This window comes from Ruegeria sp. CRTD044, from assembly GCF_059613485.1.
The window spans coordinates 310,276-326,967 of sequence record NZ_JBXWSP010000011.1 but is presented as its reverse complement, the minus strand read 5'-3'; the positions used below and the strand labels follow the sequence as shown (position 1 = coordinate 326,967).

The 16,692-nt window shown below is 62.2% G+C and carries 15 protein-coding genes; 5 read left to right on the top strand and 10 right to left on the bottom strand.

Translation table 11 applies throughout. From position 1 onward, the window contains the following. Positions 1-47 precede the first annotated feature (47 nt). The 3 genes from AC2FNL_RS11470 to AC2FNL_RS11460 form a co-directional block, all read right to left on the bottom strand. On the bottom strand, positions 48-548 hold the full coding sequence (locus AC2FNL_RS11470) for a putative pterin-binding protein (RefSeq protein ID WP_254437822.1): 501 nt from the start codon (positions 546-548) through the stop codon (positions 48-50). 100 nt (positions 549-648) lie between these two features. After that, positions 649-1,536, bottom strand: coding sequence for a UTP--glucose-1-phosphate uridylyltransferase (locus AC2FNL_RS11465; protein ID WP_170341569.1), 888 nt, complete (start codon positions 1,534-1,536; stop codon positions 649-651). Between the two features lie 21 nt (positions 1,537-1,557). Continuing rightward, positions 1,558-2,931, bottom strand: a complete 1,374-nt coding sequence (locus AC2FNL_RS11460; RefSeq protein ID WP_496833689.1) for a WecB/TagA/CpsF family glycosyltransferase — start codon at positions 2,929-2,931, stop codon at positions 1,558-1,560. 253 nt (positions 2,932-3,184) lie between these two features. Between AC2FNL_RS11460 and AC2FNL_RS11455 the strand changes: the two genes are divergently transcribed. The 3 genes from AC2FNL_RS11455 to AC2FNL_RS11445 all read left to right on the top strand — a co-directional run bounded on the left by AC2FNL_RS11455 (position 3,185) and on the right by AC2FNL_RS11445 (position 6,676). Beyond that, positions 3,185-3,799 carry a response regulator transcription factor gene (locus AC2FNL_RS11455; RefSeq protein WP_496833687.1) on the top strand — a complete coding sequence of 205 codons (615 nt, stop codon included), beginning with the start codon at positions 3,185-3,187 and terminating at the stop codon, positions 3,797-3,799. 115 nt (positions 3,800-3,914) lie between these two features. Then, positions 3,915-5,396, top strand: coding sequence for a GumC family protein (locus AC2FNL_RS11450; RefSeq protein ID WP_496833685.1), 1,482 nt, complete (start codon positions 3,915-3,917; stop codon positions 5,394-5,396). After that, complete coding sequence (locus AC2FNL_RS11445) at positions 5,393-6,676, top strand: O-antigen ligase domain-containing protein (protein WP_496833683.1); 1,284 nt, start codon at positions 5,393-5,395, stop codon at positions 6,674-6,676. The genes AC2FNL_RS11450 and AC2FNL_RS11445 overlap by 4 nt, the downstream gene beginning before the upstream one ends. On the opposite strand, the gene phoB is transcribed toward AC2FNL_RS11445, so the two are convergent. The 6 genes from phoB to AC2FNL_RS11415 all read right to left on the bottom strand — a co-directional run bounded on the left by phoB (position 6,661) and on the right by AC2FNL_RS11415 (position 12,682). Continuing rightward, positions 6,661-7,344, bottom strand: coding sequence for a phosphate regulon transcriptional regulator PhoB (gene phoB, locus AC2FNL_RS11440; protein ID WP_093963307.1), 684 nt, complete (start codon positions 7,342-7,344; stop codon positions 6,661-6,663). The genes AC2FNL_RS11445 and phoB overlap by 16 nt on opposite strands. Beyond that, positions 7,344-8,072, bottom strand: coding sequence for a phosphate signaling complex protein PhoU (phoU, locus tag AC2FNL_RS11435; protein ID WP_254920167.1), 729 nt, complete (start codon positions 8,070-8,072; stop codon positions 7,344-7,346). The genes phoB and phoU overlap by 1 nt, the downstream gene beginning before the upstream one ends. Beyond that, positions 8,069-8,866 carry a phosphate ABC transporter ATP-binding protein PstB gene (pstB, locus tag AC2FNL_RS11430; protein ID WP_496833680.1) on the bottom strand — a complete coding sequence of 266 codons (798 nt, stop codon included), beginning with the start codon at positions 8,864-8,866 and terminating at the stop codon, positions 8,069-8,071. Before pstB ends, phoU begins: the two co-directional genes overlap by 4 nt. A gap of 19 nt (positions 8,867-8,885) precedes the next feature. Beyond that, a complete protein-coding gene (gene pstA, locus AC2FNL_RS11425) occupies positions 8,886-10,190 on the bottom strand; it encodes a phosphate ABC transporter permease PstA (protein WP_496833678.1) in 1,305 nt (434 codons plus the stop codon). Between the two features lie 11 nt (positions 10,191-10,201). Then, positions 10,202-11,578, bottom strand: coding sequence for a phosphate ABC transporter permease subunit PstC (pstC, locus tag AC2FNL_RS11420; RefSeq protein WP_254444320.1), 1,377 nt, complete (start codon positions 11,576-11,578; stop codon positions 10,202-10,204). 66 nt (positions 11,579-11,644) lie between these two features. Continuing rightward, positions 11,645-12,682, bottom strand: a complete 1,038-nt coding sequence (locus AC2FNL_RS11415) for a substrate-binding domain-containing protein (protein ID WP_093963304.1) — start codon at positions 12,680-12,682, stop codon at positions 11,645-11,647. A gap of 303 nt (positions 12,683-12,985) precedes the next feature. Here AC2FNL_RS11415 and AC2FNL_RS11410 point away from each other — a divergent pair, with 303 nt between their 5' ends. Next, the gene (locus tag AC2FNL_RS11410; protein ID WP_093963303.1) at positions 12,986-13,648 is read left to right on the top strand and encodes a L,D-transpeptidase; all 663 of its coding nucleotides are present in this window, start codon (positions 12,986-12,988) and stop codon (positions 13,646-13,648) included. Between the two features lie 4 nt (positions 13,649-13,652). Here AC2FNL_RS11410 and AC2FNL_RS11405 read toward each other — a convergent pair whose 3' ends face one another. Further along, positions 13,653-13,925 (bottom strand): hypothetical protein, encoded by a 273-nt coding sequence (locus AC2FNL_RS11405; protein ID WP_170529911.1) that lies wholly within the window; start codon positions 13,923-13,925, stop codon positions 13,653-13,655. Between the two features lie 249 nt (positions 13,926-14,174). Here AC2FNL_RS11405 and AC2FNL_RS11400 point away from each other — a divergent pair, with 249 nt between their 5' ends. Beyond that, entirely contained in the window at positions 14,175-16,685 is a 2,511-nt protein-coding gene (locus AC2FNL_RS11400) for a heavy metal translocating P-type ATPase (protein ID WP_496833676.1), read from the top strand. Positions 16,686-16,692: the final 7 nt, after the last annotated feature.

Sequence of the window (16,692 nt, the reverse complement as noted above, 5' to 3'; positions counted from 1 at the left end):
ATTGTTCACTGCGCTTTACTCATTACTTCACTCATTCCGGTTGCAAGCTATTTAACTACCTCGAGACGATCGAGTTGCCAGATGCTGCGCGAATAGGTCACCTCGGTCTGGTATTTCGGGTCGCTGTCATAGGGGTAGACGATCCACAGCGGGCCCTTCTGCCGGCGTGACATCTCGGCACCGTTCATTTCATAGGCCACGATCGGGTCGCTTTCGGTGACCGAGTCCATCGGGATTTCAACCGCATAGTCGTTGATCGCCGTGGCGCGGATAATGCTGCCATCTGCACCGACTGCCTCCAGCACCACCGACAAGGGCACGCCGACAAAGGTGTTTTCACCTTCGGTCCAGATCGTCGAGGTCGCAAATGTCCGTGCGGGCAAGGCTTTCAACATGTCCATGTCGAACCGCGCTCCACCTTCGGCTCCGGGCTGGGTCAGGTTGCCGGTGATCGTCAGAACCACCTCTCCGGTGGGTTCGGCCAGATCCTGGGCCTGTGCCTGGCCCAAGGTCAGAACCATTGCCAAGGCTGCAAGTAAAATCCGCATGTCATTCTCCTCGTGTCCAATTGCACAAGATCAGAAAGCGTGACCGGGCAACAGACGGGCATCAGGATAAGCACCTATCCGAACGGATAGGTGCCCGCCGTTACGCGGCCGGGCGCAGGTGGCCCATGCGCTGTGCCATGATCCGCTCAAACCCTTCGCGCAGCTCTGACCGCTGCAGGGCAAAAACCGCGGTGGCCTCAAGGTACCCGGCGACTGAGCCGCAGTCGAAGCGTTCACCCGCGAAGGCGTAGCCCGAGCAGCCAGCGGTTTCGATATCCGCAGCGATGGCGTCGGTCAGCTGGATTTCATTTCCCGCACCCGGTGCCTGGCCGGCCAGACGATCAAAGATCGATGGCTGCAGGATATACCGCCCGACGATGCCGTAGTTCGATGGCGCCTGCTCGGGGCTGGGCTTTTCGACCAGGCCGCGCAGCTTTTGCACACGCCCGGCCTGCAGGGCGATATCGACCACCCCGTAGGACTCGATCCTGTCGGACGGCACGGATTGGGTCGCAACCATGTGGCCGCTTTGGTCACAATAGCTTTGGACCATCTGTGACAGAGCCGGGCGTCGGGCGCTGATGACGTCATCGGGCAGGATCACCGCAAACGGCTCATTGCCCACGCACTCGCGCGCCAGCGACACGGCATGGCCCAATCCACGGGGCGCATCCTGCCGGACAAAGCAGTATTTGCCATCCTCCAGATCGGCGCAGCGCAGGTTGTTCAAGAGCTCGGTCTTGCCACCATCCTTCAACTTGCGTTCAAGCGCCGTATTCCGCCCGAAATAGGCCTCGAGCGCGGTTTTCTCGGGTGACGTAATGAAGATGAATTCTTCGATACCGGCCGCGCGCGCTTCGTCGACGGCATATTGGATCAGAGGGCGGTCGATCAGGGGCAGCATTTCCTTGGCCACGGTCTTGGTTGCGGGCAGAAACCTTGTGCCCAGTCCGGCGACGGGAAAGACGGCTTTGCGAATCTTGGTCATAACAATTCTCCTTGGGTTTTCTCAGTAGGCGCCGCGGCCGGACACGACGGCCCGCACGGTCATGGCAATCAGCATCAGATCCAGAAGGGCCGAACGGGACCGCACGTAGGCCGTGTCCAGATCGATCATTCGGTCAAAGTCGATGGCGGCCCGGCCCGACACCTGCCACAGGCCGGTGATCCCGGGGCGGACGGCCAGGCGTTCAAGCGCGCGGGGCGGGTATTTGGCGACCTCCTCGGGCAGGGCAGGGCGCGGTCCGACGATCGACATATCGCCCTTCATTACGTTGAGGATCTGCGGCAGCTCATCCAGCGAAAAGCGGCGCAGAACCTTGCCCACCCGCGTGACACGCGGATCGTGGCGTGCCTTGAAGCACACGCCTGCGCGGTCGGACTGCGCCAGCAGGCTGGCCCTTTGCGCTTCGGCGTCGGTGGTCATCGAGCGGAACTTGTAGACGGTGAAAGGCACCCCGTTCCTGCCCACCCGTGTCTGCCGGAACAGGGCCGGGCCGCGGCTGTCCAGCCGGACAAGGGCGGCAATGGCCAGCATCGGCAGGGCCAGAACCGTCATGGCCGCCAGCGCGACGGTCAGGTCAAGAATACGGCTGGGCGTCAGCCCGCCAAGAGCCTGGGCGACGCACCGTCCCAGAAATTCGAAATTTCCGATCAGATAGCGGCGGGCCATGCGGCGCGGCTCCATCGCCAACCGCCACGCCCATTCCATCCGGACCCGCCGCACGATCCCGGGTGCCCGCCGGACGTTGCCCGCCAGAAAGTCGAACAACGCGCCGACACCCAGAACCAGATTCGGGTTCAGCCGGGCACGGTGCCGCGTAATCCACAGTTCTTGCAGCGGAACGCCGATGGCCACCAGCAGGATATCTGCGCCGGATTGGTTGATCTCGTCCAGGGCTTCGTCCGTCCGTTCGAGGCCCCCAAACCCGTCGCGGGAACCGGCAATCCTCAGGCCGGGCGCCATGTCTTGCAGGCGCGCTGCTGCGGCCTGTGCGGTGCCGGGCGTTCCGCCCAGCAGATAGACCGACTGGCCCAGCTTGGCCGCGCGCCGGACCAGGCGCGGGACAAAGTCGGTTCCGTTCAGGTTCTCGGTCAGGTGTTCGCCCTGCATCGCGGCGGCAAGCTCGACCCCGATCCCGTCGGGCAGGACGAGGTCGGCTTGCGTCAGGGCTGCTCGATATTGGTCATTCTTTGCCCGGACATTTGCGCAATGTGCGTTCAGGAAAAAGACGGTCCGGCGGTGACCATCCAAAAGCGTGGTGATGACCGGACCGGATTCTGCATTCACCACCGGCTGCCCGAGGATTTCGGTGATTGGCAGCGCGGTGCCGGGCGTGGTGTGTGCGCCGTCGAATAGGGCGTGTGCGGCTTGAAAGTGCATGGAACTCTCCGAACATGAACTGAACTCTTGCCCTGAACCTGCCCGCTGTGCCGGCACCACAACAGACGAGCATCGGGAGAGCGCGCGGAGAAATCGGCTGACTGACACGGCCCGGATGCGGCACCGCAAGGAAATCCGGCCAGTTGCTCCTATCCGATCGGGTATCTGCCTGTCCGTTCGGTAGGCTTCACCGCCAATCATCAATAGTTTATTAACCTTTTCAGGTCTGGGTGGAGGCACATGGAGTTCATTGATGAAAGTTCTTATCGCCGACGATCACGATCTGGTTCTGGACACGCTCGTCGCCTTCATCGAGGCCACGGGCGGGATCGAACCCACCACCGCGCCGGATTTTGCGACCGCCAAGGCCAAGATCGAATCCGACGGTCCGTTTGATCTGGTTCTGCTGGACCTCAATATGCCGGGCATGAACGGGCTGAGCGGGTTGGAAACCTGCATTGGCATGGATCGCGCGCGGCATGTGGCACTGTTCACCGGCGATGCCTCGCGCGATCTGGCTGAACGTGCGCTCGAGCTGGGGGCAGCCGGGTTCGTGCCCAAGACCCTGCCGGCCAAGTCTCTGGTAAACGCCATCCGTTTCATGGCCATGGGTGAGCAATATCTGCCCGTCGGTTTCATGAGCGCCGAGCAGCCGAACGACACCCACCCGATGGCCAAAAAACTGACCGAGCGCGAGCGCCAGGTCCTCAAAGGTCTGACCGAGGGCAAGTCGAACAAGGAGATCGCCCGCGATCTGGACCTATCCGAGCCGACGATCAAGCTGCATGTGAAGACGCTGTACCGCAAAGTGGGTGTCAGCAACCGCACCCAAGCCGCGATGGCCGCACGCGAGGCGGGCCTGTTCTGACCCGCGCCCATCCTTTCGGATAGGGGGCCTGTCCCAACCCGCCCCGGCCTAACCCCTTGCGCAGCGGACAGCCCAAGCCGCCCCGGTATATCACTCCTGTAAGAGAGGATTTGATATGCCGAACCAGATTTCCGACAACCATCAGCCCCTTGCGCCCAAACGTCCCAGGGACTGGGCGCGCATCAGCCGCAGCGACATCCGGTCGCTGGGCTGGCGGCGTGTCCTCAGGGGTGGGCGGTTGACCGATGCCGGACGGCTGCCGCGATATGTTGCGCTGTTTCTTCTGGGATCCAGCTGCATCTGGGCCCCGATCAGCGGGTATCTGGCAACCGCGCCGGTCAAATACGCATCCCACGCCTCGTTGATCCTGCCGGGATCGGGCGCGTCAGCCTCGGTCAATCTGGCCAATATCGGGCAGGCCTCGTCCTACGCCAATTCGGCCTTTGCCAACGGGTCGATCAGCCCCACCGAAACCTACAAGCGGCTGTTGTCGGCCGATCGCATTCTGGATGCGGCCGCACGCGCCGTCGGGGCCGAGCGGGATGCGTTCGGCAAGCCGCGCATCCGCCTGGTGGACCAGACCAGCCTGATCCATATCGAAATGGAGGCCGCCAGCCCGGGGGACGCGCAACGCCACGGCGATGCCCTTGTCGCTGCATTCTTTGCCGAGATCGACGCCCTGCGCGCGGACGAGATCGCCACGCGCGAAGCCAGCAACAGCGGCGCAATCGACGAGTATCAGCGCTCGGTTCGTGAAACCCGCGCTGCGATCGAGCAGTTGCAGCGGCAGAGTGGGCTGCTCTCGGCCGCCCAATACCGTGAGCAGGTGGCCGCCAATGACCGCGCGCGCCAGACGCTGCGGGCCGAAGAAAGCACGCTGGCCCGCCAGGCCGAGCGGGTCGCGGCTCTTGGGGTCGCGCTGGATCTGCCGCCGGATGCCGCCGCGGTGACGCTGAAGCTGTACGCCGACGCGCAATACATGTCGCTGCTCAAGGATGCCTCGACCGGCGCGGCCAAGCTGGCGCAGGCCGATGCTAATTTCGGGCCGCGCCATCCGGTCTACCGCACAGCGCGGGATGAATATGAAGGCGCAAGACAGGTTGCCGTCCAACGCGCGGCCGAGGTGACCGGCCTGTCGGTCGATCAGCTCTCGGGTCTGGACCGCGCCCCCGAGGGAGAGCGCGCGCAGTTGCTCAGCGAGCTTGTCCGCGAAAACGCCCTGCGCGCGGGGCAGGAGAAGCATGTAAAAACCCTTGCCGCACAGGTCGCGGCCGAAACTGCGCGCCTGTCCGCGCTGGCACCGGTGGCGGCAGAACTCGAAGACCGTCAAAGGGATTTTGCCGTGGCCGAAGCCGTCTTTGCCTCGGCCATCGCCCGGTCGGAATCAAAAAAGACCGATGTCTATGCCTCGTACCCGCTGATCCAGGTGCTGGAAAATCCGTCGCTGCCGGAACGACCGTCTTCACCCAACAAGAAGCTGTCGATCGCGGCCGGGATTGCCGCCACTTTGATGCTTTTGATCGGGCTGACGTTGGCATGGGTCCGGAACCCGCTGATCTCGCGGCTGTTGAAAGACACAGGCGAGAACAAGCCATGACCGAGGCCGCGCCGCAGAACCCGGCCGAGCGGCTTGTCTTGCGCGCGCTGGTCTGGACATGGCCGTTCTATGCCATCGGTGCGCTCTATGTCGTCGGGCCGGTACTGGGATGGTCCTTGGCGGGGTTGGCGGCGCTGGCCTTGTATCTGGGGCCGACGATCCGTCCGGACCTGCGGGCCACCGGGCCGGTTCCGGCGCTGGTTTGGCTATGGATGGCCGGCATGCTGTTGATGCTGTTTGCACTGTGGGCCGGCCATCTGGATTGGGGGCTGGGGCTGGGTAAAACCATCAAGTCTTCGATCGGCTGGGCCAAGGGCTGGGCGCTTATTCCATTGTTCATTCTGGCCGGGGCCGTGCTGCCGATCCGGCGCGAGGTTCTGGTGCGGGGCCAGTGCAGACTGGGGCTGTGGACCCTGTGCCTTGCGCCCCCGCTGTTGGCGGCACCTTATCTGGGCCTGCCCAGCCAGATCTTCACCTCACCGCTCAAGGCGGTAGGTGGGCCGGGGCCCGAGTATTTCTCAGTCTATCTCTACACGATCGACCCGGCCAGTTGGACGCCCCGGTGGCAGTTCTTCGCGCCCTGGTCGCCATTTGCCGCCCTGCTGGGGGTATGCATGGTCCTGTTCGCGCTCGAAGAGCGGCACCGGGGATGGATGGCCGTCGGTCTGAGTGCAGGCATTGTGATGATCCTGGCGTCGAAATCCCGCATGGGGCTGGTCGGGTTGGTGGCCTGCACGCTGGGGCCGCGCCTTTTGCCGTTGGTGGCGCGCAGCATCGGATGGTTTCTGGTGTCGGCCGTGGCAACGGCGTCCGCGGCGTGGGGAGCCGCCGCGATCGACCTGGGCAACCAGGCGCTGCAGAATTTCAAATCGGCCCGCGCCGACAGCACCCGTGTGCGCGAAACCCTGCAACGCATTGCCTATGAACGCTGGCAGTCCGACGCGATGCTTTTTGGTCACGGAACGGTTCAGCCCGGTGCACATTTGGTCGAATACATGCCCATCGGAAGTCACCACACCTGGTACGGTCTTCTATTCGTCAAGGGCATCACCGGCTTCGTGGCGTTTCTTGTCCCCTTCGCCGTGCATTTCGGCGTGGTGATCACCGACGCGGTCCGCTCGGCGCGCGGCCGACTGCCGCTGGGCCTGCTGATGACCCTGCTGCTGCTGACCTTCGGCGAAAACATCGAGATCGAGGCCTATCTGCTCTGGCCCGCGCTGCTGATGCTGGGATGTCACCTGCGCGAAATGGCAGAGGCCAGGGCTCAGCCGAGCGCGTAACCGGCCCCGCGCACGGTACGGATCGGGTCATCCCCCCCACGCACCGTCAGAGCCTTGCGCAAACGCCCGATATGCACATCGACGGTCCGGGTGTCCACGTAGATGTCGCGCCCCCAGACCCGGTCGAGCAATTGCTCGCGGCTCCAGACCCGGCCCGGCTTTTCCATGAAGGTCGACAGCAGCCGGAACTCGGTCGGACCCAGCTTGATGTCCTCGCCCGCGCGGGTCACGCGGTGCGTTTCGGCATCCAGGACGATGTCATCGTATTCCAACCGCTCGCCCACGGCTGCGGGGCGGGTCCGGCGGAACTGGGATTTGACTCGGGCCATCAGCTCGATCACCGAATAGGGCTTGGTGACATAGTCGTCGGCACCTGTCTCCAGCCCGCGCACCTTGTCGACCTCTTCGGATTTTGCCGAGAGCATGATCACCGGAATGGCACGGGTCGCCGCGGTCATCTTCAGCTGGCGGCAAATCTCGATCCCGGAAACGCCGGGCAGCATCCAGTCCAGCAGGATCAGATCGGGCGGCACTTCCTTGATCTGCAGCAGCGCCTCGTCACCGGTTTCGGCCTGGCGCACGTCAAAGCCTTCGGCCTCGAGGTTGTAGCAGATGATCTCGCGCTGTGCGGGCTCATCTTCGACGACAAGGATCGATGGCGTTGGCATCACAGGACCTCGGTGGTTTCCGTCGGTGTCTTGTCGAGGCGCGGGCGATCATCATCAGGCAACTGCCCACTGACAAGATAGATGGTCTGCTCGGCGATCCCGGTAGCATGATCACCGATCCGCTCGAGGTTCTTGGCCACAAAATGCAGATGCATGCCCGGGGTGATATTGCCCGGGTTCTCCATCATATGGGTCAGCAGAGCGCGAAACACGTTATTGTACATCGCATCCACATCGGCGTCACGTTCACGGATGGCCTGGGCCCTGTCCGCGTCCCGCTGGATGAAGCAATCCAGGGTATCCGCAATCATGCTCTGCACCAGCTGGGCTTGACGCGCGATCGCCGATTTGACTTCGTCCAAACTCGCGGAGTCCGCCAGGGTCACGGCCCGCTTGGCGATGTTTTTGGCATGGTCCCCACTGCGCTCGAGCTGGTTGGCGATGGTGAAGGTCGCCAGGACCACGCGCAGGTCGATGGCCGTAGGCGCGCGCCGTGCGATGATGTTGGCGCTGTCATTCTTCACCATCTCTTCCAACTCGTCGATGGCGCGATCGGCCTTGACGGTGCGCGCGGCGAGTTCGACATCCTTGTCGCACAGTGCCCGGATCGCGTCCGACAGGCAGCTCTCGACCAAACCACCCATGCGCATCAGATGCGCCTGAACGGACTCGAGTTCCTGATCAAAAGATCGGACGATGTGCTTGTCCTTCATGGCGTCCTGGGTCATCCGATTCTCCCGGTGATGTAGGATTCCGTGCGCGGGTCTTCGGGATTGGTGAAGATGTGCCCCGTGTCCCCGTATTCCACCAGACAGCCGAGGTGGAAGAACGCGGTTTTCTGGCTGACTCGAGCCGCCTGCTGCATCGAGTGCGTGACGATCACCACAGAGAAATTCAGCTTCAACTCGTCAATCAGTTCCTCGACCTGGGCGGTCGCGATCGGATCCAAAGCCGAGCACGGCTCGTCCATCAACAGGACCTCGGGTTCAGTGGCAACCGCGCGCGCGATGCAAAGGCGCTGCTGCTGACCACCGGACAAACCGGTGCCGGGCTCGTGCAGGCGATCCTTCACCTCATCCCAGATGGCCCCGCGGCGCAGGGATTTCTCAACGATCTCATCCAGATCAGCTTTGGTTCTGGCCAGTCCGTGGATCCGGGGACCATAGGCTACGTTGTCGTAGATCGACTTGGGGAACGGGTTCGGCTTCTGGAACACCATACCCACCTTGGCACGCAGCTGCACCGGGTCGATCCGCTTGTCGTAGATGTCTTCGTTGTCGATCCGGATGTCACCTTCGACCCGGCAGACGTCAATCGTGTCGTTCATCCGGTTCAGGCAGCGCAGGAACGTGGACTTGCCGCATCCGGACGGGCCGATGAAAGCGGTTACCGTCTTGTCGAGAATGTCGACCGATACGTCCTTGATTGCCTGGTTGTCGCCGTAAAAGACCTGGACGCCCTTCGCCTGAATCTTGATGGCGTCGACGGCGGTACTCGGCTCGATCTTGCTCATGTCGTTCATCATGATGACCCCTTTGCGCTTACCAGCTGCGCTCGAACTTGTTGCGAAGATAGATCGCGATTGCATTCATCGTGACTAGGAAACCCAGCAGCACCAGGATCGCGGCCGAGGTCCGGCTGACGAAGCCGCGCTCGGGGCTGTCTGCCCAGATGAAGATCTGGGTGGGCAGGGCGGTGGCACTGTCGAAGGGGCCGGCCGGAGCCGAGGTGATGAACGCGTTCATCCCGATCAGCAGCAGCGGGGCAGTTTCCCCCAAGGCCTGCGCCAGTCCGATGATCGTACCGGTCAGAATGCCAGGCATCGCCAGCGGCAGCACATGACCGAACACCACCTGATGCTTGGACGCGCCGATACCCAGGGCCGCCTCGCGGATCGACGGGGGCACCGCCTTCAGCGCTGCGCGGGTGGCGATGATGATCGTCGGCATGGTCATCAACGCCAGCGTCATGCCACCCACGAAGGGGGCCGAGCGCGGCAGCCCGAACCAACCGATGAACACTGCCAGCGCCAACAGGCCGAAAACGACTGACGGCACCGCAGCGAGGTTGTTGATGTTGACCTCGATAAAGTCACTGACCTTGTTCTTGGGTGCGAATTCTTCAAGGTAGATCGCCGCGCCGATGCCCAGCGGGAAGGAAATCACGAAACACACGAACAGCGCCCAGAACGACCCGATCAGCGCGCCCTTCAGGCCCGCCAGTTCCGGAAATCGGCTGTCGGCATTGGTGACAAGGCCAGTGTTCAGCGGCTTGCTGATCACGCCTTCGGCCTTGAGCTGATCGAACCACGCGATCTCGGAATCGTTCAGACGACGGTTCTGCTCGGGCGTGTCGCGGTCGATGGTGCCCTTGTTCAACTGGTCATAAGGATCAGATACCGGCACGGTCATTGTGATGGTCTGCCCGATCAGTTCAGGGTCGGCCACCACCCGGTCGCGCAGATCAAACTGCGCTCCGTTGGACAGAATGCCCGACAAGGCCTTGCGGGTAGCCCGATCGCTGGTGTCCACCTCGGGCAGCAACTCGGACAGTGAGGCTTGCAGCACGTCCTTGAAACCTCCCCGCGGCAGCTTTTCGGGCTTGATCTCCTCGGGGTCGACATAGACCTCAAGCGTGATCTTGGTCTGGGTGAACGCCTGGTATCCGGATGACACCAGCGAGGCCACCAGGATGAACAGCATCAGAAATGCAAACCCGATGGCGCCTAGGCCAAGACCCTGTAGTATCTTCTGTTTACGGTTGCGGCGGGCCAGGCTGGCGCGCACGGCGTCGGCGGTGTCTCCGCCTTTGGGCGAATTGTTTTGTCCTGCGGTCAGGTCAGCCATGATTCTTGGCCTCAGTCATAGGCTTCGCGGTACTTGCGCACGATGCGCAGCGCGAAGACGTTGATGATCAGGGTGACGACGAACAGCATCATGCCCAAGGCAAAGGCTGCCAGCGTCTTGGGGTTGTCGAACGAGGTGTCGCCGATCAGAAGCGTGACGATCTGCACGGTCACCGTGGTCACGCTGTCCAGCGGGTTGATGGTCAGCGAGGCGATCAGACCGGCCGCCATCACCACGATCATGGTTTCCCCGATCGCGCGGCTGACGGCCAACAGGATGCCACCGACGATGCCAGGAATGGCAGCGGGGAACAGCACGTTCAGAACCGTCTCGGCCCGGGTTGCCCCCAAAGCCAGCGCTCCGTCGCGCAGCGATTTCGGCACGGCTGACAGGGCGTCGTCGGTAAAGGACGAGATGAACGGGATCAGCATGATGCCCATTACGCTGCCTGCGGCCAGCGCCGTGTTGGGCGACACCGGAATGCCCAGCGATGCGCCGAAACTGCGCATGGCCGGGGCCACGACCAGGATCGCGAAGAAGCCATAGACCACGGTCGGCACGCCGGCCAGGATCTCCAGCACTGGCTTGGCCACCGCCCGCAAGCGGTCGGGCGCGAATTCATTCAGGTAGATGGCCGACAACAGTCCCACCGGAACCGCCAGGAACAACGCGACAACGGTAATGACGATCGTGCCGAGGATGACCGGAAGCCAGCCGAAAGCACCTTCGGCGGCAATCTGGTCCTCGCGCAGAGGAATCTGCGGTTCCCAGTTCAGGCCGAAGAAGAACTCGGTGATCGGCACCATCTCGAAAAAGCGGATGGATTCGAACAGCAGCGCGGCAATGATGCCGACGGTCGTAAAGATGGCGACGGTCGAACAGAAGATCATCAGGCCGGAAACGATGCGTTCCACACTGTGGCGGGCGCGGAATTCGACACCGACACGCGACCGGGCAAATGCCACGATGGCCAGTGACAGAATGACAACGATAGACAGCAGCACCCATCCCGACATCTGATGCAGCTCAAGATACCGCTGGGCCGCGTCCATCTTCCACTGTTCAGGCTCGCCAAAGATCTGCCCGCGCGAGATCGACTTGATCTCGGCCAACACCAGTTGACGCCCTCCAGTGTCCAATCCGTCAAGGCTGCCGGCAGGCAGGCCCGACATGACCACATGGTCGATCATCGGGCCCTGCAAGATCAGCCACAGTACGATCAGCACAAAGACCGGAACCAGCGTGGACAGAAAAGAAAACAGCCCGTGATAGCCGGGCAGGGAGTGCAGGGACGTCCCATCTGCGCGCAGACCGGCCGCGGCCCGTCTGTTCAGCAAATATCCAAGGATACTGACGCCCAACAGCGCCGCAAACACGAAAGTAGTCATCTGCCCCCCAGGCACAAAAATGGGCTGCCCGGTTTCGCGGCCGGACAGCCCTGTGAATTGCAAATCTTACGACTTGGGTTCCATGTTCTGGCCGTCCAGGATTGCGTCCTGCAGTTCTTCACGGCGCTCGTCGGACAGGCCAACCAGACCACGTTCGGCCAGGTAGCCGTCGGATGCCAAAGCATCATCCGACATGTATTCCTCGAGGAACTCGTCCAGGTTCGGGATCACACCGCGATGCGCGTTCTTCACATAGAAGTACAGCGGGCGAGACACCGGATAGGATTTGTCGGCGATGGTGTCGGCATTCGGCTCGACGCCTTCGATCGTGACCGGCTTCAGTTTGTCCAGGTTCTCGTACAGGAACGAGTAGCCGAAGATGCCCACGGCGTTCGGGTCCGCCTCAAGGCGCTGAACGATCAGGTTGTCATTCTCGCCCGCTTCGACGAAGGGCCCGTCGGTACGCATGCGCGAGCAGTTTTCCTTGACCCATTTCTTGTCGAAGTCACCGCTCTTGACGAAGTCCAGCTCTTTGCAGCCTTCATGCATGGCCAGCTCGACGAACGCGTCGCGGGTGCCCGAGGTCGGCGGCGGGCCATAGGCCAGGATTTCCACGGCCGGCAGGTCGGGGTTGATTTCGTTCCAGGTCTTGTACGGGTTGTCCTTCCACTCGCCATCAACCGGCACCTGGGCGCCGAGGGCCATGTAGATGTCGGCCAGCGACAGGTCCCAATCCTGCTCGTTGCTGCGCGAGATGGCGATCGACAGGCCGTCGAAACCGATCAGGGCTTCCGAGATGTCGGTCACACCGTTCTTTTGGCACAGCTCGTATTCCGAGGCCTTCATGGCACGCGATGCGCCGGTGATGTCGGCGGTGTTTTCACCGATGCCTTCGCAGAAGATTTTCATGCCGCCGCCGGTACCGGTCGATTCGACGATGGGCGAAGCTGCGCCCGTGTTGTTGGCGAACTGCTCGGCCACGGCTTGGGTGTACGGGAATACGGTCGACGATCCGACAATACGGATGGCGTCGCGCGCCGAGGCAGCGGACGCGGCGATCGCGGTGATTGCCAGAACCGAAGCGGTCAGTTTAATGGTGGTCATGGTCACTCCTGAGAATCAGCTTTGGCCGCCCCCTGCGGCCTTGATGAGTGCAGTAGTCCGGGCGTGCGAAGCTTATGTAACGCTTCCGTAACAGTTTTATGACAACCCACCCGAGGCGGCTCAGAAATTCGTCTTATCCAGATGCGTGGCTTTCGGCAGCCGTTTGTGCACGACCTCAAAACACCAGTTGCGACAAGGTTTTGCGCCCAACGAACAAGTGAATGGACTCGGGGTCTGTTTCAGGGAATCTTTTAGTCCGATCTTTTTTCTTGCTGCTACGGCAAGGCGACTGGAGGTGCAGACATGCTGACCAGAAGACATTTTGTTGCGACTTCGCTTGCTGTTTTCTCGCAACCGATTCTCGGCGCGACATCGGCCGAAGCGTCGACCGCATCTCAATGGGCGGCTTGGGACAGACAGGTGACGCCGGCCAACTATGACCCGGCCACCTCGAACCCTTGGGGGCTGAATCCCCGGTTTCTGCCGCAACGGGTCGAGACCAACCGGTCGCTGGTGCCCGGTGACATTCACGTGGATGCGGTCGCGCGCTACCTGTATTTCATCGAAGAAGGCGGAACCGCGATGCGATATGGCGTAGCGATCGCCCGTGGCAATCTCTACGAACCCGGGACCTACACGATCCGGCGCAAAGCCAAATGGCCGCGTTGGACCCCGACCGCAGACATGATCAAACGTGATCCGCAGGATTATGCGCAGTTTGCCGACGGAATGCCCGGCGGACCCAACAACCCCTTGGGCGCACGCGCTTTCTACCTGTTTCAGGGCAATCGCGACACATATCTGCGCATCCACGGAACACCCTATTCCCGGTCTATCGGCGGGCGGGCAAGCTCAGGGTGTGTGCGTATGGTCATGGCCCATATCATTGGCCTGTATGACCGGGTGCAGCCGGGTGCGACGGCTCATCTTTACCCACCCGAAAGATTTGCGACTGCCAGCAGCTGATCCGTCACGCCCGGGCGCAGATCGGGCGGCCGTCGGCGGTTCTCAACGGTAGGTATGTCGTTTCGACCGGACCCACGTAACGGTACCAGTAACAACCGTCTTCGGGCATGATCCGAACGGCGGTCAGGTCCTGCCCCGGCGCGGCGATCTCGACCACGCCTTCGGGCACTTTGGCAAGATCACCGGGGGCTTTGGCGCCGGACATGGACGTGGTCTCGGTACAGGCGGCAATCAGGGACAGCGCGCATAGCCCAATCAATGCTTTCCTCGTTGTCATGCCACACCTTTCCAATTCCCAAGTGATTCTCTTTGCGTGATACCCTCGCATCCAAGCGATCCCGCTTCAATTCACCAAGGATCTGTCGCCATCCATCTTTGCCCTGTTGCCGACGGAGCACAGCCGCAAACTGCGCTTGCCCTGACGCGATGGTTTGGTTCGGGTGCAGGGATATTCCGCAGAGGGCCTTGACCTTCCACTTGCTGGAACCCTTATGTACAGGGTCGACCGAATAATCATGGTGACGACATGGCCAAAATTTCACATGCCAAATTCCAGGTTCAGGGGATGAGTTGCGCGTCTTGCGTGGCCCGGGTTGAGCGTGCGCTCAGCGCGGTTCCGGGCGTCGACTCGGCTGCCGTAAACCTGGCGAATGAGAGCGTCCAGGTGGATTTCCACGCTCCGGCTGATGTCAAAACCATCGCACAGGCGATGGCAGCGGCGGGCTATCCCGCCGTGACCGAGACCGTCACGCTCAACATCCAGGGCATGAGCTGTGCTTCATGCGTCGGCCGGGTCGAGAGGGCTTTGCTCGCCGGGCAGGGGGTGCTGGCGGCGTCGGTCAACCTCGCCTCGGAAAGCGCGACCGTCCAGTTTGCAGCGGGCGCCACGACACCCGAAGCGATTGCTGCATTGGCCAACGCAGCCGGGTACCCGGTGACGCCGCGCAACTCGGCTCAGGCAGCGGCGCAGGATCGCAAAGCTGACGAAATCCGCAAACTGGCACTGCGAACGGGGTTTGCGGCAATCCTGGCCTTGCCGGTTTTCATTCTTGAAATGGGCGCGCATGTCATTCCCGGCATGCATCACCTGATTGCAAGCACCATCGGCCTGCAAGCCAGCCACTACATTCAGTTCGTCTTGACGACACTGGTCCTGTTCGGGCCCGGTCTTCAATTCTACACCAAGGGCTTTCCAGCACTTGCCAAGGGCGCACCAGACATGAATTCGCTGGTCGCTTTAGGCACGTCGGCGGCCTATGGGTTCTCGCTGATATCGACCTTTGCGCCCGAAATCCTTCCGACTGGCACGGCCAATGTCTATTACGAGGCGGCCGCGGTCATTGTGGTTCTGATCCTGCTGGGCCGCTTCCTTGAGGCACGCGCCAAAGGCCGAACCGGCGAGGCGATCCGCAAGCTGGTCGGCCTGCAGGCCAAAACCGCGCGGGTCGAACGGGAGAACCGCATCGTCGAGCTGCCCATCGATCAGATCGCAGTGGGCGATCTGGTTCATGTGCGTCCCGGCGAAAAGATCCCGGTCGATGGTTCAGTGCTGAGCGGCAGTTCGTATGTCGACGAAAGCATGATCACGGGTGAGCCCGTTCCGGTCGAGAAATCCTCTGACGCAACCGTCGTAGGTGGCACCGTGAACGGTACCGGAGCATTGACCGTCCGCGCCGAAAAGATCGGAGCGGATACGATGCTGGCGCAGATCATTCAGATGGTCGAAAAGGCTCAGGGCGCGAAACTGCCCATTCAGGGCATGGTTGACCGCATCACCCTTTGGTTTGTGCCCGCAGTGATCGCGGTTGCGGTCGTGACAATCCTTGTTTGGTTGCTGTTCGGACCGGACCCGGCGCTCAGCATGGCTCTGGTTGCCGGGGTCGCGGTGCTGATCATTGCCTGCCCCTGCGCAATGGGGCTGGCAACACCGACATCGATCATGGTGGGCACGGGGCGCGCTGCAGAAATGGGCGTTCTGTTCCGCAAGGGCGACGCGCTGCAGATGTTGCAGGAAACCACTGTTGTAGCGGTGGACAAGACCGGCACCCTGACCGAAGGCCGCCCGGAACTGACTGATCTTGTCGTCGCCCAAGGGCTGGATGAGGACACCGTCCTGCGTCTGGTCGCAGCCGTCGAAGCCACTTCGGAACATCCAATCGCCACCGCCATCGTACGCGCGGCCGAGAAACGCGGCCTGGATCTACCGAAACCCGAGGATTTCAAGTCGATCACCGGCTATGGGGTTCAAGCGGCCGTCGAAGGGCACAGCATCCTCATCGGTGCCGATCGTCTGATGGAGCGCGAAGGCATCGACATCAGTGCGCTGTCAGATCACGGCGCGTCGCTGGCCGCCAAGGGCAGAACACCGCTCTACGCCGCAATCGACGGAACCGCTGCCGCCGCAATCGCGGTGGCCGACCCGATCAAGCCTAGCACACCGGAGGCCATCGAAGCCTTGCACGCGCTGGGGCTCAAAGTGGCGATGATCACGGGCGACAACAGTGCGACGGCCGATGCCATCGCAGCACAGCTTGGGATCGACACAGTCGTCGCCGAAGTCCTGCCCGAGGGCAAAGTCGCTGCGCTGGAAAACCTGCGCGTGAACGGCGGCAAGTTGGCTTTTGTCGGCGATGGGATCAACGATGCTCCGGCGCTGGCGGCCGCGGATGTCGGCATTGCCATCGGCACCGGGACCGACGTCGCGATCGAGGCCGCAGACGTGGTGCTGATGTCGGGCGATCTGATCGGCGTGGTCAACGCCTTCGACATCAGCCAGCGCACCATGCGCAATATCCGGCAGAACCTGTTCTGGGCCTTTGGCTACAACACGCTGCTGATTCCAGTGGCTGCGGGGATCCTCTATCCCTTTGGCGGACCCTTGCTGTCCCCGGTTTTGGCGGCTGGCGCCATGGCGCTGTCCAGCGTGTTCGTCTTGTCAAACGCACTGCGGCTGCGTTGGGTCAAGGCGGCCCGACCGCCGAGCGGATCTGACCGCAAACCGCAGACCATCGCACACGCACCCACACCCGCCGAATAGGAAAGGA